Here is a 20,995-nt window from a genome sequence, read left to right as displayed (position 1 = left end):
TCGCTGGATGGGTGGGGGTGGCGGGGCGTCAGTGCTCCGGCATGTACCCGGCTCGGACGCTGTGGATGAGCCGGTCGACGAGGGCGTCCCACGCCGCGCGCGCACCGGGCGCGGCGGGGTCGGTGGTGGTGACCCAGTGCAGGGCGATCACGGCGACGCCGTGCACCAGGGAGGAGACGAGCAGCTGGACGTCGAGCGCCTCGGCGGCCGGGTGCCGGCGGACCAGCTCGGCGGCGAGGTGGTCGGCGACCCGGGAGAACGCCTCCTGGGCGAGCGCCTGCGCGCGGGGGTCGTTCCCCTCCGCGAGCGGCGCGAGGACGCCCGCGAGGTAGGTGATCGCGGCGGGCAGGTCCGCGCCCCGCAGGGTGAGGGCGAGCTCGTCGAACATCGAGGCCCGGCTGCCGTCGCCGACCGGGGTGGCGCTGGCGACGGCCTGCACCTCGTGGATGACGTCGTTGAGCCGCTCCGTGCAGATGGTGAGCGTGACGTCGTCGAGCGAGCCGAAGTGGTTGAACACCGTGCGGCGCGAGACGTCGGCGCGCTCGGCCAGCTCGTCCACGCTGAACTGGGAGCCGCCGCGCTCGCGGATCAGCGCGTCGGCGGCGTCGAGGATCGCCCGGCGGGAGCGCGCCTTGAGGGCCGCCCTCCGGTCGGTCGATGCCGCGTCGAGAGTCACGCAGAGAACGTAAGCGGTGGGTGCACTCGGTGCAACCGTGCACCCGGTGCAACCGCGGGACTGTGGCTCAGGTCACGAGCGGTGGCGCGTGCCCGTGGCCCGCACCGGGGGCCGGCTCGGCAGCCTGCCCCCGGTGCCCTCGCGCCGGTTCAGCCCGCGAAGATGCGGTGGAACGTCTCCAGCGGGAGCTTGGGGTTGCGGTGCTCGTCGCAGAGGCCGTTGGTCTCCAGGCCGGTGTCCGTCAGCTGGGTGTAGCAGTACCCGCGCAGCACGGTCGACGACCGCACCGCACCCAGCAGGTCGGTCAGCCGCGCCTCGAGGTCCTCCGTCGACCGCGCCTCGGAGTACCCCCACGACCCCGCGGGCGCGCCGGGCGCGTAGGACACGCCGCCGAACTCGGTCAGCAGCACCGGGATCGTGCCGGGCTCGGGTGCCGGCCCGCCGACCCACATCCGCCGGCCCGCCGGCCCGAACCCGGCCAGCGACTCCCGCACCGCCGCGGCGTCCCGGAACCGCTCGTCCAGCACCGCGCCGGTGTCGGCGTAGTCGTGCACCGTCAGCAGGTCGGACGACGTGTGCTCCCAGCCGTCGTTGGAGATCACGGGCCGCGTCGGGTCGAGCGCGCGGGTGAGGTCGGTCAGCGCGCGGCTGTACGCCTGCTGCGCCGGGTCGTGCGCGACGTGCTGCACGCCCCAGGACTCGTTGAACGGCACCCACGCGATGATCGACGGGTGCGAGACGTCCCGCCGCACGATGTCCAGCCACTCGCGCGTGAGCCGGGCGACGGCCTCGTCGCTGAACCGGTACGCGCCCGCGGTCTCGGACCAGACCGTCAGGCCGAGGACGTCGCACCAGTACAGGTAGCGGGGGTCCTCGATCTTCTGGTGCACCCGCACCGAGTTGAACCCGAGCGCCTTGGTCAGCTCGACCTCCGCGCGCAGCGCCTGCACGCTCGGCGGCGTCAGGTGCGACTCCGGCCAGTAGCCCTGCTCCAGCACCGAGCGCAGGAAGAACGGCCGGTCGTTGAGCAGCAGCTGGTCGCCGTCGACCGCCACCGACCGCAGCCCGCAGTACGAGTCGACCCGGTCCAGCTCGGTGCCCGCGGCGTCCAGCAGGACGACGTCGGCGTCCAGCAGCACGGGGGAGTCGGGCGACCAGAGCAGCTGCTCGTAGGCCTGCCCGTTCTGCTGCCGCGGCAGGGCGACGGTCACGGTCGCGTCCGAGCCCTGGACCGGGACCTCCGCGGCGCCGAGCACCTCCCCCGCTCGGGACAGCCGCACCCGGACCCGGGTGCCGGCCGGGGCGGTGGCGCGGAGCCGGACGTGGGCCTGCATCGAGGCGCCCGGCACGTCGGGCCGCCAGGTCAGGCTGCCGACGGCCACGGCCGGGACCTGCTCCAGCCACACCGTGCGCCAGATGCCCGACGTGCGGTGGTACCAGATCGCGTGCTGCTCCGGCTGCCAGTCCTGCTTGCCGCGCGGCTGCTCGACGTCGGTGCGGTCGTCGGTGGCGCGGACCACGACGACGTGACCGTCGGCGGGGAGCGCGGGGTCGAGCAGGTCGGTGACGTCGACGCTGAACGTGGTCTGGCCGCCCTCGTGCCGGACGGCGTGCTGGCCGTCGACCCACACGTCGGACTCGTGGTCGACCGCGCCGAGGTGCAGCACGAGCCGGTCGCCGCCCAGGTCGGCCGCGGCCGGCACCGGCAGGGCGCGGCGGTACCAGAGCGCGGCGTGGTCGCCGTGGTCCGCGATGCCGGACGCCGTCGACTCCGGCGGGAACGGCACCCGGATCTCGCGGTCGAAGCCCGCGGCGCCGACGGCGTACCGGCGCTCGCGGAGCCCCGCGTCCGCGTCGTCGAACCCGAACTGCCAGGTGCCGTCGAGCGACCACCAGCGGCCGTCGCGCACGAGCTGGGGGCGGGGGTGCAGGCCTCGGTCGGTGGCCGACGTCGTCGTCATGGCGGTCCTTCGGGGTTCGCGGGTGGCTGCCGCCGTCCATGTTGCCACGTGGCAAACCCCGTCGTCACGGGGTCGGGCGGACAGGTCGCGCGGCTCAGCCGCCGGTGGACTCCCGGACGACCACCGCGTGCGGCACCGTGAGGTCCCGTGCCTCCGGGGCGCCCGGCGCCTGCGCGTCCTCGAGCCGCGCGACGAGCCGGCCGACGGCGACCCGGGCGATCGCGTCGCGGTCCGGCCGGACCGAGCTGAGCGACGGCGTCGCGAACCGCGCCTCCTCGACGTCGTCGAAGCCCATCAGCGCGACGTCCTGCGGCACCCGCACGCCGCGGGTCAGGCACGCCCGCAGGGCGCCGACGGCGAGCACGTCGGTGAAGCAGAACACCGCGTCGGGCCGGACGTCGCCGTCGAGGAGCGCGGACATCGCGGCGAACCCGGCCGACCGCTCGTAGCCGTCCACGTGCCGCAGCAGGCGGGGGTCGACGGGCAGCCCGGCGTCGGCCAGCGCGAGCCGGAAGCCCTGCTCGCGCTGCGCCCCGGTCTGCGCGAGCGGGTCGTGCTGCAGCCCGATCGCCCCGATCCGGTGCCGCCCCGTCGCGACCAGGTGCGCGGTCGCCTCCCGCGCGGCGGCGACGTTGTCGATGTGCACGTGGTCGAACGACGTGTCGACGGTGCGCTCGCCGAGCAGCACCACCGGACGGTCCGGGTCCGCGCCGAGGAGGTCCGCCGCGGTGAGCGCGAGCGGGCTCAGCACGAGGCCGTCGAACATCGCCCCGCGCGGGTCGCGGAGCAGCAGCTCGCGCTCCCGACCCGGGTCGCCGTCGGTCTGGTCGACGACGACGGTGAACCCGGCGGCCGTCGCCTCGCGGACGACGGCGCGGGCCAGCTCCGCGAAGTACGGCTGGTCCAGCGCCGGCACGACCAGGCCGAGCAGCCCGGTGCGGCCGGTGCGCAGCGAGCGGGCGGCGGCGTTCGCGCGGTAGCCCAGGTCGTCGATGACGGCCTGGACGTGCGCCCGGGTGTGCGGCGCGACGTGCGGGAACCCGGTGACGACGTTGGACACCGTGCGCGGGGACACGCCGGCGACGCGCGCCACCTCCTGCAGCGTCACCGCCCCCCTGCGGGCACCCCGAGCCATGCGCCGCACCCTAGCGGCTGGCCCCGCGGCGGCCCGGCCGTCGGCACGCTCGTCCGCCGGCGCGGGCGCCGGCACGGGGTCCGGACCTGCGTCGGCAACGCGACGGGCGCGCAACCAGCCGGTTGCGCGCCCGTCGGGTTGTCAGGCGGTCAGTGCTGCACGGCCTCCGCCGAGGCGACCTGCACCGGCGCAGGGCCGGGCGCCGCGTCCCGGCGCGGGGGTGCGAAGAACGCCACCACCACCGCGCCGACCACCGCGATGCCCGCGGGCAGCAGCAGCGACTGGGCCATCGCGTCGCTGAACCCCTGCGTGAGGACGGCCGGCAGCGCGCCGGCGGCCTCGGCGGCGCCCGTCGACCCCGCGGCCTCGGCGCCGAGCTCGGCGACCAGCCGCGACTGGATCAGCGCGGCGATCGCCGCGGAGCCCAGCACCGAGCCGATCTGCCGGGTCGTGTTGAACACGCCCGAGCCGGCGCCGGCCTGCTGCCGCGGCAGGTTGCGGGTGGCGGTCGACGAGATCGGCGCCCACAGGCAGGCGTTCGCCACGCCGAGCAGGGCGCTCGGCAGCAGCAGGCGGGCCCACTGGTCGGCATCGGGCGTCAGCCAGAGCGAGTACCAGACGAGCGCCGCGGCCTGCAGCAGCATGCCGGTCAGCGCGATGGTGCGCGGGTTCGCGGTGTCGACGCGGCGGCCGATCACGGGCGACAGGACCAGCGTCATCAGGGCCATCGGCGCGAGCATGAGCGCGGACCGGGTCGGGGAGAACCCGAGCACCAGCTGGTAGTAGAAGACCAGCGGCAGCGACAGCGCGGTGACCGAGAACCCGAGGGTGCTGATGGCGCCGTTGGCCAGCGCGAAGTTCCGGTCCCGGAACAGGCCGAGCGGGAGCAGCTGCTCCGTGCGGGTGCGGGCCTGGTGCCAGACGAAGACCGCGAGCACGACCACGCCCGCGCCGATCAGGCCCCAGACCGGCAGCCAGCCGCCGATGAGCCCCCAGTCGTACGACTCGCCCTCCTGGATGCCGAACACCAGCAGGAACATGCCGACGGCGCTGAGCACCACGCCCGGCACGTCGAACCGGTGGCTGTGCGTCTCGAGGGTCGGGACCAGGCGCCACGCGAGGACGAACGCCACGATCCCGACCGGCACGTTGACGAAGAAGATCCACTCCCAGCCGAGGCCGTCGACCAGCACGCCGCCGAGCAGCGGCCCCACCAGCGTGGCGACGCCGGCGACGGCGCCCCACAGGCTCATCGCCTTGCCGCGGCTGTCCGGCGGGAACAGCCGGGTGATGACGGCCATCGTCTGCGGGGTCATCAGCGCGGCGCCGAGGCCCTGGAACGCACGGGCGGCGATCAGCCAGCCGATCGACGGCGCCAGCCCGCACGCCGCGGAGGCGAGCGTGAAGACGGTCAGCCCGACCAGGTAGACGGGCTTCGGGCCGAACCGGTCGCCGAGCCGCCCGGTCACCAGCAGCGGTGCGGCGTAGGTCAGCAGGTAGGCGCTGGTCACCCAGATGACCGCGTCGATGTCGGTGCCGAGGCCCGACATGATCGCGGGGTTCGCGACCGACACGATGGTCGTGTCGACCAGGATCATGAAGAAGCCGACGACCAGTGCCCAGAGGGCAGGCCAGGGTCGGACGGTGCTGGGCATGGGGTTCCTCGGAGGACGACGGGGGAGGGTGCGTGGCGGGGGCCGCGCCGGGTCACCAGGCGATGTCGCCGGACTCGATGCCCTCGATGAAGGTGGAGACCCAGCGCTGCTCGGTCTCGTACACGGCGATCTGGTAGGTCAGGTCGACCCAGTAGCGGGCCGGGAGCTGCTTCGCGGTGACGGTCGCGACGCCGCCGCGCAGCACGTCGAGCTCGTGGTCGAGCCGCGCCACCCGGTCCCGCAGCAGCTCGAGGACGGTGGCGCGCGGCAGGTGGTGCGCCTCGGCCAGCGCGAGCGGGAGCCGCGGGTACTCGTTGACGGGCGCGGAGATCATCGCGGCGAGCTGGTCGGCCAGGGCGTCGCGGCCGGACGCGGTGATCTCGTAGGTGGTGCGCTCGGGGCGGTTGCCCGCACGCTCCGTGCCGACGGCGCGGACCAGGCCGTCGCGGTGCAGCCGGTCGACGGCGTGGTAGAGCGAGCCCGGGCGGACCTTGACGATCCGGTCGGTGGCACGGTGCAGCAGGACCTGGTGCATCTCGTACGGGTGCATGGCGCGCTCCACCAGCAGCGCGAGGACCGCGACCGCGAGCGGGGTGAGACCGGTGGCCATGCATGCTCCTTCTTGATTACTCCACGCGGAGCATAGACGTACCTGCGCACTACAGCAAAGCCGCGGGCCGACGTCGCGCGACCTCCTGCCGCACGAGGTCGTCACTCCGGCACGAGGTCGTCCCGCAGGAGTGACGACCTCGTGCGGGAGTGACGACCTCGCCGGCGGGCACGGCGGGCACGGCGGGCACGGCGGGCACGGCGGGCACCGCGGGCGTGCGGGCGGCGCGTCAGTCGCGCGTGAGCAGCTCCGCGACCAGGGCGGGGAGCGCCCGCTCGATGGGCTCGCGGACGACCCGGTCCGCCAGCGGGTCGTACGGGGTCGGCTCGGCGTTCACGACGATCAGCTCGGCGCCCGACTCGGCGGCGAGCCCGGCGAGGCTCGCGACGGGCTCGACGGTGAGCGTGGTCCCCACCGCGAGGAAGACGTCGCCGTCCTGCGCCGCCGCGATCGCGCGCTCGAGCGGTCGGTCCGGCAGCCGCTCGCCGAAGTAGACGACGTCGGGCTTGAGCACACCGCCGCACGTGGTGCACGGCGGGTCGGGCTCGGTGGCGAGGCGCGCGAGGACGTCGGTGGTCGGCTGCCGGGCGCCGCACGCCAGGCACGAGGTGGTGCGCAGCGTGCCGTGCAGCTCGACCACCTGGCCCGGGTCGGAGCCGGCGGCCTGGTGCAGGCCGTCGAAGTTCTGGGTCAGCAGCGCCTGCAGCCGGCCGGCGCGCTCCAGGTCGACGAGGGCGCGGTGCCCGGCGGCCGGCTGCGCGGTGAGCGCAGGGTGGTCCCGCCAGGCCGCCCAGCCCCGGCGGCGGACGTCCGGGTCGGCGACGTAGCGCCGGATCTCCAGCAGCTCGGCCTGCTCCGGGTGCCGGGTCCACGTCCCCTCGGGCCCGCGGAAGTCGGGGATGCCGGAGCCGGTCGAGACGCCGGCGCCGGTGAGCACCGTGACCCGCAGCCCGGGGGCGGGCATGTGCACCTCAGCGCCCGCGCCCGCCGCGGGACCGGCCGCGACCGCCGCCGGACCCGAACGAGGGACGTCCGCCGCGGCCGCGCGCGGGAGCGGCGCCGCGGCCGCCCGAGGCGGGACCCTTGGTCGGCGTCGCCTTCGTCTGCGCCGGGGTGTCGGCAGCGGCCGCCCCCCGGCCGCGGGAGCTGTTGGCGGTGCGCCCGCGCACGATGCCGATCAGCTCCTCGACCAGCGGGTCGCCGTCGTGGGCGGCGGGCCAGGCGAGCGCCGCCTGCGCCGTCGGGGCGCCGGTGACCGGCCGGTAGGTGACGTCGCGCCGGTGGTGCAGCCGCGCGAGCGACTGCGGCACCACGACCAGCCCCACGCCGGAGGCGACGAGGGCGACGGCCTCCTCGGTCGTCGCGGGCGTCGGCAGCGCGGACGGCTCGCCCGGCGGGTCGGCCCAGCGCAGCACGTCGTCGGCGGGGACCAGCAGGGTCTCGTCGGCGAGGTCGCCGGGGCGCACCTCGTCCAGCGCCGTGAGCACGTGGTCCTTCGGCAGCACGACGACGCTGGTCTCGACGTACAGGGGGATCGCGGACAGCAGGTCCCGGTCGACGGGCAGCCGGAGCAGGGCGGCGTCGGCCCGGCCCTCCGCCAGCGCGGGCCCGGCCTCGGCGTCGGTGGCGTGCACCAGCTCGAGCGGCACGTCGGCCACCCGCTCGCGCCACGTCCGCACCCAGGACGCGGGCACGACGCCCGGGGCGAGCAGCAGCCGGAAGGCCGGCCGGTCGTCGCGCGGGGGTGCCGCCGCCGGCCTCGGCTCCGGCGGTGCGGGGGCGAGGTCCTCGGGCGCGAGGTCCTCCGGAGCGAGGGGTTCGGGGTGCTCGGACATCGGCGCCAGCGTAGCCGGGCCGCCGGGTCCGTATCCTGGTGCGGTGACTTCCGACTCCTCGTCCACCCCGGCGACCCCCGCCCGCCGTCCGCGCACGTCGCAGACCATGAAGCCGACGACCGCGGCCGCCAAGCTCGGCGTGTACCTGCCGGCGACGCCCGCGGAGTTCCAGGACGGTCCGGTGTCCCGCGAGGAGCTCGACGCCCTGCAGCGCACGCCGCCGGAGTGGCTCACGGAGCTGCGCCGCACGGGTCCGCACCCGCGGTCGGTCGTCGCCGCGCGGCTGCGCATCTCCACGTCCGGCCTCGCCCGCAACGGCCTGACCGACCCGCTGACCACCGAGGAGATCGACGCGATCATCGCCGAGAGCCCCGAGTGGCTGCACCGGGAGCGGGCGACGCAGGCCGAGGTGAAGCGCGAGGAGCAGCGCCTGCGCGAGCGCGACGCCGCCCGCGCCGCCGAGCGCGCCGAGAAGCCGGCGCAGCAGGACCCGCAGCAGGGCTGACGCCCCCGGCGCACGGCGGCCTCAGCCGCCGTGCGCGAGCAGCTCCAGCCCGACGACGGCGAACCCGAGCGCCACGACGGCGACCAGGACCAGCAGCTTCTGCCAGCGCGGCACCGCGATGCGGCGGACCGCGATCCGGGCGACGACGCCCAGGCTGACGACCAGCGCGATCGTGGACGCCCGCAGCGCCGCGTCGACCTCCCACGACCCGGCGCCGGCGAACGCCAGGAAGATCATCGGCAGCACCAGGACGCCGAGCGCGCCGGTGCACACCGCCACCATGTGCCGGGCCTCGGCGGCGCTCGGCAGCGCCGCGTGCACGGCGAGGTGCGACACCACGTCGGCGAGCAGCACCGCGAGCAGCGTGCCCCCGACCGTGATCAGCAGCGTCGTCGCGGCGACCGCGGCGGTCGTCTCCTCGCCGTGCGACCGCAGCGTGATCACCACGGCGAGCGCCGCGAACGTGACGTAGACCCGCTCCTTGAGCCGGTCGGCGCGCTCCTGCGGGGTGGGCCGGGGGCGGCTCTCGTCGGCGGTCTGCACCGGCCCAGGCTAGGCCGCGGCGGCACGGTCGATGCATCCGAGATGTCCCGGATGTCCCGATGCGTCTTGTCTTCTGAGGGTTTCCTAACTTAGGTTCTGCTTACCTTCCCTCACTGGAGCTGCCTGCCATGTCCCCGCGCCGTCCGTCCGGCCTCGCGTCCCGTGCTCGTACCCGTCGCCGGACGGTCCCGGTGCTGGTCACGGCCGTGCTCGTGGCCGTGCTCGCCGGGTGCGGCGTGGCGGCGGGCTCGGGCGGCGGCGCCGCGGCGGTCGCCGACGACCGCCCCGCGCTGAGCGAGCTCACGCCGCTGGACGACCCGCGCGCGTACGTCGGGGAGCAGACGGCGCTGTCCGCCGCCACGCCCGTCGAGCCCGTGACCGAGGACGCCCGGCCCGTGCTCCCCGCGACCGTGACCGACGCGCAGGGCACCGCGGTCACCGTGACGGACACCAGCCGGATCCTGGCGCTGGACCTGTACGGGTCGACGTCGCGCGTCGTCTTCGAGCTCGGCCTCGGGGACAGCGTCGTGGGCCGCGACGTGTCGTCGGACTTCCCGGAGATCGCCGACCGGCCGCTCGTCACCAGCAACGGGCACGAGCTCAGCGGCGAGGCGATCCTCGAGCTCGCGCCGACGCTGATCATCACGGACACCACGCTCGGTCCCTGGGACACCGTGCTGCAGATGCGGGACGCGGGCATCCCCGTCGTCGTGGTCGACGCGCACCGCAGCCTGGACACCGTCGACGAGCTGATCGCCTCGGTGGCCGCGGCCGTCGGGCTGCCGGAGGAGGGCGCGGTGCTCGCGGCACGCACGCAGGCCGAGATCGACGACGTCACCGCGCAGATCGCGCGGCTCGCGCCGCAGGACCCCGCCGACCGGCTGCGGGTGGTGTTCCTCTACCTGCGCGGCCAGGCCGGCGTCTACTACATGTTCGGGTCCGGGTCGGGCGCCGACTCCCTGATCACGGCGCTCGGCGGCGTGGACGTCGCCGGGGAGATCGGCTGGGACGGCATGCGCCCGATCACCGACGAGGGGCTGATCGCCGCGCAGCCCGACCTGGTGCTGGTGATGACCCAGGGCCTGGAGTCGGTCGGCGGGGTCGACGGGCTGCTGGAGCAGCTGCCGGCCGTCGCGCAGACCCCGGCCGGCGAGCACCGCCGCGTCGTCGACATGGCCGACACGCAGATCCTCTCGTTCGGGCCGACCTCGGGCAGCACGCTCGACGCCCTGGCGCGTGCCTTCTACGCGCCGGACGCCTCGTGACCGCGCTGCGCGAGCCGGAGGCCGGGGTCCGTCCGGCGCGCCCGGCCCCCGCCCTGCCGCCCGCGCGGCCCCGCCGCGTCGCCCTGCTCGCCGCCGGCCTGGTCGTCGCCCTGCTGGTGATCGCGGTCGTGTCCGCCGGCTCCGGCCAGCCTGCGGGTGCCGCCCGCGGAGGTGCTCGGGTCGGTGCTGCACCGGCTCGGGCTGGACGTCGGGCCCCTGCCCGCCCACCCGAACGGCGACGCCGCGCTGTGGACCATCCGGTTCCCGCGGGTCGTCATGTCGCTGCTGGTCGGCGCCGCGCTCGCGACGGCCGGCGCCGTCATGCAGGGCGTGTTCGGCAACCCGCTGGCCGAGCCCGGCGTCGTCGGGGTGTCCTCGGGAGCGGCGCTGGCGGCGTGCACCGGCATCGTGTTCGGGCTGTCGTTCCTCGGGCCGTTCACATCGGCGGCGCTGGCGTTCGCGGGCGGGCTGGTCACGACGCTGGCCGTCTACCTGCTGGCGCGCTCCGGCGGCCGCACCGAGGTGGTCACGCTGGTGCTCACCGGGGTCGCGGTGAACGCCGTCTGCGGCGCGGGCATCGCGTTCCTCACGTTCCTCGGCGACACCCAGGCACGCGAGCAGATCGTGTTCTGGCAGCTCGGCAGCCTGAACGGCACCCGCTGGCAGTACGTGGCCGTCGTCGCGCCGTTCGTGGTGGTCGGGCTGGCCGTGGCGCTGCTCGTGGCCCGGCGGCTGGACCTGCTGTCGCTGGGGGAGCGGGCCGCGCGGCACGTCGGCGTGGACGTCGAGCGGCTGCGGATTGTCTGCATCGTCGCGGTCGCCCTGCTGACCGGGGCGGCGGTCGCGTTCTGCGGGATCGTGTCGTTCGTCGGCCTGGTCGTGCCGCACCTGGTGCGGATGGCCGTCGGGCCGGGGCACCGGGCCCTCGTCCCGTTGAGCGCGCTCGGCGGCGCCGTGCTGCTGGTCGCCGCGGACCTGGTCGCCCGCACCGCCGTGGCGTACGCGGACCTGCCGATCGGCATGCTCACGGCCCTGGTCGGCGGGCCGTTCTTCTTCTGGCTGATCCGGCGCACGCGCCGGCAGGCGGGGGGCTGGGCGTGACCGCCGCCGTCGCCGCGCGCGACGTGGCGTTCGCCGTCGAGGGCGCGGTGCTGCTCGACGGCGTCGACCTGGACGTGCGCGCCGGCGAGGTGCTGGCGGTGGTCGGGCCGAACGGCGCGGGCAAGTCCACGCTGCTCGGCGTGCTGGCCGGCGACCTGACGCCGACCCGCGGCGAGGTCCGGTACGCCGGCGCCGACGTCCGCCGGCTCAAGGTCGCCGACCTGGCCCGCCGCCGCGCGGTGCTGCTGCAGGAGCACACGCTGTCCTTCCCGTTCCCCGTCGCCGACGTCGTGCGGATGGGCCGCTCCCCGTGGCGCGGCACCGAGCTGGAGGACGACGACGACCGCGCCGTCGCCGCCGCGCTCGGCGAGGCCGAGGTCGAGCACCTCGCCGCCCGCCGGTTCCCGTCGCTGTCCGGCGGCGAGAAGGCGCGCGTCGCGTTCGCCCGGGCCCGCGCGCAGGCCACCCGCGTGCTGCTGCTGGACGAGCCGACCGCCGCCCTCGACATCCGGCACCAGGAGCTGCTGCTGGAGCGCGCCCGCGACCGGGCCCGCGCCGGGGACGCCGTGGTCGCGGTGCTGCACGACCTGTCGCTCGCCGCCGCCTACGCGGACCGCGTGGCCGTGCTGGCCGGCGGGCGGCTGCGCGGGCTCGGCGCACCGCGCGACGTGCTGACCGGCCCGCTGCTGACCGAGGTCTACCGCTACCCGGTCGAGGTCGTGCCGCACCCGCGGACCGGGGCGCCGCTGGTGCTGCCCGACCGGTCCGCCGCGCCGACCCCGACGACCGACCCCTCGCACGAGACGGAGCCCGCCCGATGACCCACCCCGCACCCGGCCCCGTCGCCCGCGCGCTGACGGCTGCGGCGACCGCGGTGCTCGCGCTCGCCGGCCTGCTCGTCGCCGCAGGGCCCGCCGCGGCCGCCGCGTCGGTCACCGTCTCGGGCGGCACCGTGTCCGCGGACGGGCCGAGCACCGTGCGCGTGAGCGGTGCCGGGTTCCAGTCGATCGACGGCGCGTTCGGCGGCATCTACGTCGTGTTCGGCTGGGTGTCGGACCCGGCGGGCGGCACGTGGAAGCCGTCGGCGGGTGGCCGGACCGGCGCCGACTACCGGTACGCGCCGGACACCGAGTCGACGCAGAACCAGGGGTTCCAGCGGTTCGTCGCGTTCCCCGGCTCCGACACGGCGGGTGCCGCCAACGGCGGGCTGATCGCCGCGGACGGCACCTGGTCCACCGACCTGGTGATCCCGGGCGCACGCTTCGTGTCGCAGGACCGGTCGGGCGCGCAGTCCGAGGTCGACTGCACCCAGGTGCAGTGCGGCGTGATCACGTTCGGTGCGCACGGCGTCGTGAACCCGTCCAACGAGACGTTCACGCCGATCACGTTCGGGGCCGCGGCACCGGCCGCCGGCGGAGCCGCGCCGGAGACCACTACCGGCGCACCGGCCGCCGAGGTCGCCACCGAGCGCGCACCCGCCTCGCTCGGGGTGGACCGCGCGACCGCCGTGCAGGGCCGCGCGATGACGTTCGCCGCGCAGGGCTTCGAGCCCGGCGAGCAGGTGGTCGGCACGCTCGACTCCGGCGTCGTGTCGGTCGGGCCGCTCACCGCCGGGGCGCACGGCGAGGTCGCCGGCGTGCTGCAGCTGCCGTCGGATCTGCGGGTCGGCACCCACGTGCTCAAGCTGACCGGCGCGCAGTCGGGGCTGGCGCCCGAGGTCGAGGTCACGGTCACCCGCGACCCCGCCGAGGCGAACGCCGCCGACCTGGTCGCCGCGGCCGACGCGTCCGCCGCGTCCGACGGCGACGACGGCGCGCTCGGTGTGGTCACGGGCTTGTCCGCGCCGGAGCTCGCCGTGGCCGGCGCCGGGGCGCTGCTGCTGGTCGTCGTCCTGCTGTCCTTCGTCACGGCCCTGCGCCGGAAGCGGGCCGGGCGGCGCGCCGGTCCCTCTGCGCTGCCGGCGGCCGGCGCTGCCGGCGCGGACCGCACGCAGACCCTCCCGCCCGTGCGGGTCCCGGTCGCGACCGGCCCCGCGCCCGCGCACGCGCCGGCCCACGCGCCGGCCCCGACGCCGGCCCCCGCGCCGGCCCCGACGCCGGCCCCGACGCCGGCCCACGCGACGACCGGCGGTGACCGGTGAGGCGCGCCCTCGCGGTCGCGGCCGCCACCGCGGGCCTGCTCCTGGGGCTCGCCCCGGCGGCGTCGGCGGCGTCGGACACGGACCCCGGTGGCGACGCGATGGAGCTCACCGTCACCGTCCCCGACCGCTCGGGCCTGCCGTTCACCGTCTCCGACGCGAGCCTGCGCTGGTCGCTGAACACGGAGACGGGCTCGGGCGCGTACTTCGGCGGGTGCAACTTCCTCATGGCCGGCGTGCCCGGCACCGACGGCGACGCCGGCAGCGCCCGGGTCTGGTCGGCGGCCGACGGGCTGTACCGCGCGGTGCAGGACGACGTGCGGGTGGAGAAGCCCGGCGCGGACGGCACGTACGCCCCGGCGACGTGGGCGAACCGCTGCCAGGACCGCGACGGGCGGACCGTCACCACGGGCAACGGCCTCAGCACGGAGACGCAGGTCGTGCTCGAGGGCGGCACCGGTCGGGTCGACCCGGCCACCGGCACGGCGACGGTCCGGTGGACCGGGACGTTCTCCGTCGTGATGTACGGCGGCATGACGTACTGGTGGGCGTCCGACCCGGTGCTGACCGTCGCGGCGGACGGCTCGGCGCGCCTCACCGCGACCGCCGGCGGCTTCGGCACGTCGATGACCGACCAGTCGCGGTGGGAGCGGCTCGACCCGACCACGATCGTCCTGGCCGAGCTGACCGGCGTGGACGTCGGCGCCGACGAGCGCGGCTTCGCGGGCACCCCGCGCTACCGCGGCGTCACCGTGAGCGTGCCCGCCGGGGGGACCGCGCAGGTGCGCGACGGCGCCGACTGGGGCGCGTTCCCGCAGTCGTTCGTCGACTTCCAGACCCGGACCGGGCAGGCGGGCTACTGGTACTCCACCGGCGGCGCGGCCGACGCCCGCAAGCCCGCGACCCCGCTCTACGTCTCCTACGACGCGGACCAGGCGCTGGTCCCGGCGGACGAGCGGCCGGCGGCCACGGGCACCGGCACCGCGTCGCTGACCGCGGCGGGCAACCGGGTCGTGCCCCGCGCGACGACCGCTGCCGGCGCCGGCGTGCTCGCCGCCGCCGACGGCCTGCCCGCCGTCCCGGCCGTGACCGCGCTGACCGTCGGCCGCGACCTGCCGAGCCTGGTGCCCGCGGCGACCGCGGCCGGCACCGGCGGCGACCGCGCCGCATGGGGGCTGACCGGCCTGCTGCTCGCCGGCTCCGGCACCGTCATCGGCTTCCGCCGCGGCTGGCTCGTCCTGCCGTGGCGCTGACTCCCGGGCCGGCGCAGTCGCCGGGCCGGACCCCCGCGGCGCCGCACGGCGCCCGGACCCCCGCCGGGCCCCCGCCCGGCACCGACCGAGAGGAACTGACGATGGTGGATGCGAACCGTCACCGAGCGCGGCGGGCCGTGGCCGCCCTGGGGGCACTCGCCCTGGGTGCGACGACCGCGCTGGTGACCGCGCTGCCGGCCGCTGCGGCACCGGCGACCGTCGACGACGTCCAGCTGCGCTGGACCCTGAACCAGGAGACCGGCGGCGGCGCGTACTTCGGCGGCTGCAACTTCCTCAGCGCGGGCAAGGCCGGCAACACCGGGTCGTCCCGCACCTGGACCGAGGCGGACGGGTTCTACTCGTCGGCGTCGGGCGACGTCACGATCCAGAAGCCGACCGCCGCGGGCGGCTACGAGCAGCCGACCTGGGCCACCAAGTGCCTCGGCCCCGCCGGCACCGCGGTGAGCCCCGCGGCCGGCAGCAGCACGCTCAACCAGGCGGTGTTCGCGGGCGGCAGCGGCACGGTGGACGTCGCTGCCGGCACGGCGTCGATCGCGTGGGACGGCGACGTCACGGTCGCGTTCTACGGCGGCATGACGTACTGGACGTTCAGCGACCCGGTGCTCACGGTCGCGGCGGACGGCACCGGTCAGCTGACCGGCACGGCGTCGGGCTACGGCACCTCCATGGAGGACCAGTCGCAGTGGGTCCCGGTCGCGCCCGAGCAGATCGTGCTCGCGGACCTGACCGGCGTGAGCGTGGACGCCGACGGCTTCACCGTCACCCCGGACTACCTGGGCGTCGAGGTCACCCCGACCTCCGGCGAGCAGGTCCGGACCGGCGCGAGCTGGGGCTCGTTCCCGCAGTCCTTCGTGACGTTCCAGGGCAAGACCGGCCAGACCTCGTACTGGTACTCCTCGGGCGGCGCGGCCGACCCGAAGAAGGTCACCCAGCCGCTGAGCGTCGCGTGGACCGTCGACGCGACCGACCCGGGCACCGACCCCGGCACGGACCCGGGCACGGGTGCGGGCGAGGACGTCGACCTCGAGGTCACCGTCCCGACCGCCCCCGTCGAGCCGGAGCCGGGTGAGCTCACCTGGTCCGTCGGCGGCGGCGCGGGCGCCGTCAGCCTCGGCACCGCCGTGGCGGACGCCAGCGGCTTCTCGGCGGCCGGCGCGCTCAAGCAGGTGACGGTGTCCGACACCCGCGCGACGGGCGACGCCTGGACCGTGAACGGCGCGGTGTCCGACTTCTCCGGGACCGCCGGCTCCTTCGACGGCTCCGCGCTCGGCTGGACCCCCGCGCTCAGCGGCAACACCGTCGGCGCCGTCGCCGGTGCCCCCGTCACCGCCGGGACCGGCTCCGGCCTGTCCGCGGCGTCCACGCTCGTCTCCGCCGCCGCCGGCCACCCGGCGGGCACCGTGGCGGTCGACGCGGGCCTGGCCCTGCGCCTGCCGCTCGACACCCCGGCGGGCGACTACAGCGGGGTCCTGACCCTGACCGTGGTCGGCTGATCGCACCGTGACCGACGCCCCCGTCCCCACCCCCCTCCGCTCCCTCGGGGCTGCGCTGCTCGCCGCGGTGCTGCTCCTGCTCGTCCCCGGCGCCGCCACCGCCGCCACCGATCCCGCCGACCCCGCCGCGCTGTCCTGGGGCGTCGTCCCCGCCGACGGCGACCAGGGCACGGGGCGGGCCAACTTCGCGTACGCGGTCGAGCCCGGCCAGGAGGTGCGCGACGCCGTCGTCGTCACCAACCGCGGCCAGACCGCCCTGGAGCTCGACGTCTACGCCGCCGACGCCCGCACGACCACCAGCGGCCAGCTCGACCTGCTGCCCGCCGACGAGCCGTCCACCGGCGTCGGCACCTGGGTCGCCCTCGACCTCCCGCACGTCTCCCTCGCCCCCGGCGCCTCCGTCGAGGTGCCCTTCACCGTCCGCGTCCCCGCCGACGCGACCCCCGGCGACCACAGCGGGGGCGTGATCACCGCGGCCGTCAGCGCCGACGACGCCTCGACCGTGCGGCTGGACCGCCGGCTCGCCCTGCGGATGCACCTGCGCGTCGCCGGCGAGGTCGCCCCCGCGCTGGCGGTCGAGGACCTGTCCGTCGAGCACCACGGCACCGCGAACCCGGTCGGCGCCGGCAGCGTCGTCGTGCGGTACCGGGTCAGCAACACCGGCAACGCCCGCATCCTGCCGACCGAGGCCGTCACCGTCGCCGGCCTGGCCGGCACGCGGCGCACCGTCGAGGCCGTGCCCGCCGACGAGGCCGTCGAGGTGCTCCCCGGGTCGAGCGTCGAGCGCGAGGTGGTGCTCGACGGCGTGCGCAGCCTCGGGTCCGTCGACGTCGAGGTGGTCGCCGTGGCGACCGCCGTCGGGCTCGGCGGCGGTGCGACCGCGCGGTCCGTGGCGGACGCGTCCGTCGTCGCGGTGCCGTGGGCGCTCGCCGCGCTGGTGCTGGTGGTCGTCGCCGGCGTCGTGACCGTCGTCGTGCTGCGCCGCCGTCGCGCGCGGGCCCGCGCTGTGAGCCCGGTCGCACCCGACGCTCCCGGGGCGCTCCCGGTGAGCGGCACGGGCGGACCTGGTGGCATCGTGCTCACCGAGACCGCGCGACCGCACGACGGAGGACAGCCCGCATGACCCCACGACCCGCCGGGGACGCCGCACGACCGACCGGGCACCCCGGCGCGCGGCCGGGCGTGCACCCGGTGGGTCACCCGGGCGGTCGGCCCGGAGGTCACCCCGGCGGGCACCCCGGCCGGCCCGCCGCCGGCCCCGTCGGGCCCCCGCAGGTGCCGACCCCCGCGCTGCCGCGCCGCGTGAGCGTGCTGCCTGCCGTGCTGACCTGGGTCGTCGCCGCCGGGACCACCGGGGTGTACCTGGCGCTGGGAGCGGTGCTCGACGGCGCCCGCACCGGCGACGGCGTCCCGGCGGGCGCGCTCGCCGTGATCGTCGTCGGCGTCGTGGCGCTCGCGGCGGCGGCGTTCGCGGGCCCGCGGGTGAGCCTCGGTGCGGTCGGCCCGCGCGAGGCCGAGCGGCGGGACGTGCTGCTCGACCAGCTGTTCCGGCTCGGCGTCGCGTTCCGCACGCAGGAGCGCTCGGGCCGGTTCGTGTCGACCGCCACTGACGGCGTCGAGCGCGCGTCCGCCTACGAGGCCACCTTCAAGTTCCCGATCGTCGCGTCGCTGACCGTGCCGGTCGTCGCGCTGGTCGCGCTCGGCGCGGCGGTCGACTGGGTGGTCGCCGGCTGGCTCGCCCTGGCCCTGCCCGCCATCCCGCTGCTGGTCGGCGGGTTCCAGAAGGCGTTCCGCGGGGTGTCCGTCCAGTACCGGACGACCGCCCGCCGGTTCGCCGCGCAGTTCCTCGACGCGATCCAGGGCCTGCCGACGTCGACGGCGTTCAACCGCGCGTCCGCCAAGGGCGCCGAGCTCGCACGCACCGCCGAGCAGCTGCGGCGCATGGTGATGAGCCTGCTCGCCCGCAACCAGCTGGTGCTGCTGGTCATCGACTCCTCCTTCTCGCTCGCGATGGTGGCGGCCGCGGCCGGCCTCGCGATGGCCCGGCTGCGGGACGGCGCGATCACCCCCGGCCAGGCGATCGCGGTCGTGCTCGTGTCGACGGTGCTGCTGGAGCCCCTCGACCGCGTCGGGCAGTTCTTCTACGTCGGCATGGGCGGCCGCGCCGCGGTGCGGGAGATCGACTCCGTCCTCGCGCAGCCCGCCACCGCGGGCGACGCCCCGGGCGTGCGCGCACCGGCGACGACGACGCTGCGCGCCGACGCGGCCGCCGGGCCCGTCCCGGCCGAGGCCGTCGCGCTCGAGCACGTCTCGTTCGCGTACCCCGGCGGCCGCCCGGTGCTCGACGACGTGTCGTTCACCGTGCCGCGCGGGTCGCGGGTCGCGCTGATCGGCCCGTCCGGCTCGGGCAAGAGCACGGTCGCCGCGCTGGTCCAGGCGCACCTGCGGCCCGGCAGCGGGCAGGTCCGGGTGGGCGGCCACGACGCCACCACCGTGCCCGTCGACTGGGTGCGGGCGCAGACCGCCGTCGTCGCGCAGAGCACCTACCTGTTCACCGGCACGCTGGCCGACAACCTGCGACTCGCCGCGCCCGACGCGGACGACGACCGCCTCTGGGACGCGCTCGCCCAGGCCAACCTCGCCGACGACGTCCGGTCCTTCCCCGACCGGCTCGCGACCCGGGTGGGGGAGCGCGGGCTGTCCCTGTCCGGCGGCCAGGCGCAGCGGCTCGCCGTCGCCCGCGCGCTGCTGAAGGACGCCCCGGTCCTGCTGCTCGACGAGCCGACCAGCCAGGTCGACGCCGCGTCCGAGTCGGCGCTGGTCGAGGCCCTGGACCGCGCAGGCGAGGGCCGGACGGTCGTCGTCGTCGCGCACCGGCTCAGCACCGTGCGCGGTGCCGACGAGGTGCTGGTGCTGGCCGAGGGCCGCATCGTCGAGCAGGGGCCGCCCGACCACCTCGGCGGCATCGACTCCTACTACGCCCGCGCGCTGGACCTGTCCGCGTCCGCCGCGGCCGGCCCGCTCACCACGCAGGAGGCCCGCCCGTGAGCACCCCCGCCGCGGCGTCCGCGCCCGGGACCCCGCCGACCCGCGCCGCGGTCTCCCGCCGGCTCGTCCGGTTCGGCCGCCCCGTGCTGCCGCCGCTCGCCGCGTCCCTGGTCTGCCGCGTCGTCGGCCAGCTGCTGGGCATCGCCCTGCTCGGCGTGTCCGCGTGGGGCGTCGCGCGCGTCGCCGACGACCCGGCGGCGCCGATCGCCCCGGTCGTCTGGACGCTGGTCGTCCTGTCGCTGGTCAAGGGCGTGGTCCGCTACCTCGAGCAGTTCACCGGCCACGCCGTCGCGTTCCGTGCGCTGGCCATGCTGCGCGTCGACTTCTACGACCGCCTCGCGCCGCAGTCGCCCGCCGGCGTGCTGTCCCGCCGGACCGGCGACCTGGTCAACCGCGCGACCAAGGACGTCGACCGGATCGAGGTGTTCTTCGCGCACACCCTGGTCCCGGCCGTCGCCGCGGTCGTCGTCCCGCTGACCGTGCTCGTGGTGCTCGCCGTCGGCTACGACCCGGTGCTCGCGCTGGTGCTGCTGCCGTTCCTCGTGCTGGTCGGCGCCGTCGTCCCCGGCTGGGGCCGGACCCCGAGCGCCGCCGCCGCGACCCGGGTGCGGGCGGCGCGCGGCCGGCTCGCGCAGCTCGTCACCGAGTCGCTGCAGGGCGTGCGCGAGGTGCTGGCGTTCGGCGCCGCCGGTCGCCGCCGCGCCGAGGCGGCCGCCGTCGCCGCGGACGTGGACGCCGGGCTGACCGGCCTCGCCACCTGGACCGCCCGGCGCCGCGCCGCGAACGCCGTGCTGATGGTCGCGGCCGTCGTCGTCGTCGCGGTGGTCGGTGCCGCCCGGGTCGAGGCCGGCGCGCTCGGCTGGTCCTCCTACGCCGTCGCCGTCGTGCTCGCGCTCGCGGTGTTCACCCCGGTGCTCGCCGTCGAGGACGTCGCCCCCGACCTGGAGCAGGCCTTCGCCGCGGCCCGGCGGATCTGGCGGATCACCGACGCCGCCCCGGCCACCACCTCGCCGGCCGACCCGGTGCCGGTGCCGTCCGGCCCGCTCGACGTCCGGTTCGAGGGTGTCGGCTTCACCTACCCCGCACCCGACGCCGACCCGGACGACCCGGGCGCGGTCGGTGCGCCCGCTCCCGGGCGGCCCGTGCTCACCGGCCTCGACCTGCACGTCCCCGCCGGCAGCACCACCGCCGTCGTCGGCTCGTCGGGCTCCGGCAAGTCGACGCTGGTCAACCTGCTGACCCGCGCCTGGGACCCCGACGCCGGCCGGGTGCTGCTGGGTGGCGTCGACGTCCGGGACCTGTCGCTCGAGGACCTGCGCCGGAACGTGGCCGTCGTCGGGCAGAGCACCTACCTGTTCAACGACACCCTCGCCGCGAACCTGCGGCTCGCCGCGCCCGACGCCACCGACGAGCAGCTGGTCGAGGCCTGCCGCCGCGCCGCCCTGCACGACGCGGTCACGGCCATGCCCGACGGCTACGAGACCCGGGTCGGGGAGATGGGCGAGCGGCTGTCCGGCGGCCAGCGGCAGCGCGTCGCGATCGCCCGCGCGCTGCTGCTCGACGCGCCGGTGCTCGTGCTCGACGAGGCGACCAGCCAGCTCGACGTGGCCACCGAGGCCGAGATCCAGGACGCCCTGGTCGAGGCCGCCCGGGGCCGCACCGTGCTCGTCATCGCCCACCGCCCCGGCGCCGTCCGCACCGCCGACCGCGTCCTGAGCATCGACGCCCTCACCACCCCCTGACCCCCACCCCCCCCG

At 76.7% G+C, this 20,995-nt stretch carries 17 protein-coding genes and 1 pseudogene; 10 read left to right on the top strand and 8 right to left on the bottom strand.

All coding sequences use genetic code 11. The features are described from left to right. Window positions 1-28: 28 nt before the first annotated feature. The 7 genes from ACWPWW_RS09255 to ACWPWW_RS09225 all read right to left on the bottom strand — a co-directional run bounded on the left by ACWPWW_RS09255 (window position 29) and on the right by ACWPWW_RS09225 (window position 7,872). A complete protein-coding gene (locus ACWPWW_RS09255) occupies window positions 29-676 on the bottom strand; it encodes a TetR/AcrR family transcriptional regulator (RefSeq protein WP_454050023.1) in 648 nt (215 codons plus the stop codon). Window positions 677-825: 149 nt separating this feature from the next. Continuing rightward, window positions 826-2,637: a glycoside hydrolase family 2 protein gene (locus ACWPWW_RS09250; RefSeq protein WP_454050022.1), complete on the bottom strand. Its 1,812-nt coding sequence runs from the start codon at window positions 2,635-2,637 to the stop codon at window positions 826-828. 94 nt (window positions 2,638-2,731) lie between these two features. Next, the gene (locus ACWPWW_RS09245) at window positions 2,732-3,745 is read right to left on the bottom strand and encodes a LacI family DNA-binding transcriptional regulator (RefSeq protein ID WP_454050021.1); all 1,014 of its coding nucleotides are present in this window, start codon (window positions 3,743-3,745) and stop codon (window positions 2,732-2,734) included. 176 nt (window positions 3,746-3,921) lie between these two features. Further along, window positions 3,922-5,427: a DHA2 family efflux MFS transporter permease subunit gene (locus ACWPWW_RS09240; RefSeq protein WP_454050020.1), complete on the bottom strand. Its 1,506-nt coding sequence runs from the start codon at window positions 5,425-5,427 to the stop codon at window positions 3,922-3,924. A gap of 52 nt (window positions 5,428-5,479) precedes the next feature. Then, complete coding sequence (locus ACWPWW_RS09235) at window positions 5,480-6,037, bottom strand: PadR family transcriptional regulator (RefSeq protein WP_454050019.1); 558 nt, start codon at window positions 6,035-6,037, stop codon at window positions 5,480-5,482. A 229-nt stretch (window positions 6,038-6,266) separates the two neighbouring features. Beyond that, window positions 6,267-7,001, bottom strand: coding sequence for an SIR2 family NAD-dependent protein deacylase (locus tag ACWPWW_RS09230; RefSeq protein WP_454050018.1), 735 nt, complete (start codon window positions 6,999-7,001; stop codon window positions 6,267-6,269). A 7-nt stretch (window positions 7,002-7,008) separates the two neighbouring features. Continuing rightward, complete coding sequence (locus tag ACWPWW_RS09225; RefSeq protein ID WP_454050017.1) at window positions 7,009-7,872, bottom strand: LysR family substrate-binding domain-containing protein; 864 nt, start codon at window positions 7,870-7,872, stop codon at window positions 7,009-7,011. A gap of 106 nt (window positions 7,873-7,978) precedes the next feature. Between ACWPWW_RS09225 and ACWPWW_RS09220 the strand changes: the two genes are divergently transcribed. Then, complete coding sequence (locus ACWPWW_RS09220) at window positions 7,979-8,377, top strand: DUF5997 family protein (protein ID WP_454050427.1); 399 nt, start codon at window positions 7,979-7,981, stop codon at window positions 8,375-8,377. A gap of 21 nt (window positions 8,378-8,398) precedes the next feature. On the opposite strand, the gene ACWPWW_RS09215 is transcribed toward ACWPWW_RS09220, so the two are convergent. Further along, window positions 8,399-8,920, bottom strand: coding sequence for a hypothetical protein (locus tag ACWPWW_RS09215; protein ID WP_454050016.1), 522 nt, complete (start codon window positions 8,918-8,920; stop codon window positions 8,399-8,401). 128 nt (window positions 8,921-9,048) lie between these two features. Between ACWPWW_RS09215 and ACWPWW_RS09210 the strand changes: the two genes are divergently transcribed. The 9 genes and pseudogenes from ACWPWW_RS09210 to cydC all read left to right on the top strand — a co-directional run bounded on the left by ACWPWW_RS09210 (window position 9,049) and on the right by cydC (window position 20,980). Continuing rightward, complete coding sequence (locus ACWPWW_RS09210; protein ID WP_454050015.1) at window positions 9,049-10,185, top strand: heme/hemin ABC transporter substrate-binding protein; 1,137 nt, start codon at window positions 9,049-9,051, stop codon at window positions 10,183-10,185. Between the two features lie 98 nt (window positions 10,186-10,283). Further along, window positions 10,284-11,286 (top strand): annotated as a pseudogene (locus ACWPWW_RS09205) (FecCD family ABC transporter permease). Then, complete coding sequence (locus ACWPWW_RS09200) at window positions 11,283-12,107, top strand: heme ABC transporter ATP-binding protein (protein ID WP_454050014.1); 825 nt, start codon at window positions 11,283-11,285, stop codon at window positions 12,105-12,107. The pseudogene ACWPWW_RS09205 and the gene ACWPWW_RS09200 overlap by 4 nt, the downstream one beginning before the upstream one ends. Then, entirely contained in the window at window positions 12,104-13,426 is a 1,323-nt protein-coding gene (locus ACWPWW_RS09195) for a hypothetical protein (RefSeq protein WP_454050013.1), read from the top strand. The genes ACWPWW_RS09200 and ACWPWW_RS09195 overlap by 4 nt, the downstream gene beginning before the upstream one ends. After that, window positions 13,423-14,676 carry a hypothetical protein gene (locus ACWPWW_RS09190; RefSeq protein WP_454050012.1) on the top strand — a complete coding sequence of 418 codons (1,254 nt, stop codon included), beginning with the start codon at window positions 13,423-13,425 and terminating at the stop codon, window positions 14,674-14,676. Before ACWPWW_RS09195 ends, ACWPWW_RS09190 begins: the two co-directional genes overlap by 4 nt. A gap of 137 nt (window positions 14,677-14,813) precedes the next feature. After that, the gene (locus ACWPWW_RS09185; RefSeq protein WP_454050011.1) at window positions 14,814-16,190 is read left to right on the top strand and encodes a hypothetical protein; all 1,377 of its coding nucleotides are present in this window, start codon (window positions 14,814-14,816) and stop codon (window positions 16,188-16,190) included. Between the two features lie 7 nt (window positions 16,191-16,197). Then, window positions 16,198-17,313 carry a WxL protein peptidoglycan domain-containing protein gene (locus ACWPWW_RS09180; protein WP_454050010.1) on the top strand — a complete coding sequence of 372 codons (1,116 nt, stop codon included), beginning with the start codon at window positions 16,198-16,200 and terminating at the stop codon, window positions 17,311-17,313. Beyond that, window positions 17,310-19,238 carry an ABC transporter ATP-binding protein/permease gene (locus ACWPWW_RS09175; protein ID WP_454050009.1) on the top strand — a complete coding sequence of 643 codons (1,929 nt, stop codon included), beginning with the start codon at window positions 17,310-17,312 and terminating at the stop codon, window positions 19,236-19,238. The genes ACWPWW_RS09180 and ACWPWW_RS09175 overlap by 4 nt, the downstream gene beginning before the upstream one ends. Beyond that, on the top strand, window positions 19,235-20,980 hold the full coding sequence (cydC, locus tag ACWPWW_RS09170; protein WP_454050008.1) for a thiol reductant ABC exporter subunit CydC: 1,746 nt from the start codon (window positions 19,235-19,237) through the stop codon (window positions 20,978-20,980). The genes ACWPWW_RS09175 and cydC overlap by 4 nt, the downstream gene beginning before the upstream one ends. The last annotated feature ends 15 nt before the right edge of the window (window positions 20,981-20,995 follow it).

Source organism: Cellulomonas sp. Marseille-Q8402 (assembly GCF_965119525.1).
This window is presented reverse-complemented; position numbering and strand designations above follow the sequence as displayed.